At 74.5% G+C, this 440-nt stretch carries 1 protein-coding gene; it reads right to left on the reverse strand.

Translation table 11 applies throughout. The annotated features are described in order from the left end of the window. Positions 1 to 440: CurL C-terminal domain-containing protein (locus tag TR48_RS38410; RefSeq protein ID WP_042375645.1), on the reverse strand; the 440-nt coding region annotated here is incomplete at both ends.

A 440-nucleotide genomic window follows, 5' to 3' on the forward strand; every position in this document is an offset into this window, starting at 1 on the left:
CGACCCATCCCGGCTCGCTGGCTGCCCTGGCCGGTGAACAGGAACGCCGTGCGCCCCTCCGTCACCGAACCGCGCACCATGCCCGCCGCCGACTGGCCTGCGGCCAGAGCCGCCAGTCCGGCCAGCAACTCCGCCCGCTCACCCGCGACGATCGCGGCGCGCTGCTCGAAGGCCGCGCGCGTCGTCGCCAGCGAGTAGCCGAGGTCCGCGAGCCGCAGCTCGGCGTCGGCCTCGACGCGAGAGAGCAGATCCTGCGCCTGGGCCTGGAGGGCGACGTCGTTCTTCGCCGAAAGCAGCACGGGCAGCACCGACGGCGACACCGTCGCCGCAGCGGTCGTGTCCGTGGAGACCTCAGGCGCCTGCTCCAGGATCGTGTGCGCGTTGGTCCCGCTCACACCGAAGGCCGAGACGCCGACCCGGCGCGGCGCGCCGGTCTCGGG

This window comes from Streptacidiphilus neutrinimicus, assembly GCF_000787815.1.
Classification (GTDB): domain Bacteria; phylum Actinomycetota; class Actinomycetes; order Streptomycetales; family Streptomycetaceae; genus Streptacidiphilus; species Streptacidiphilus neutrinimicus.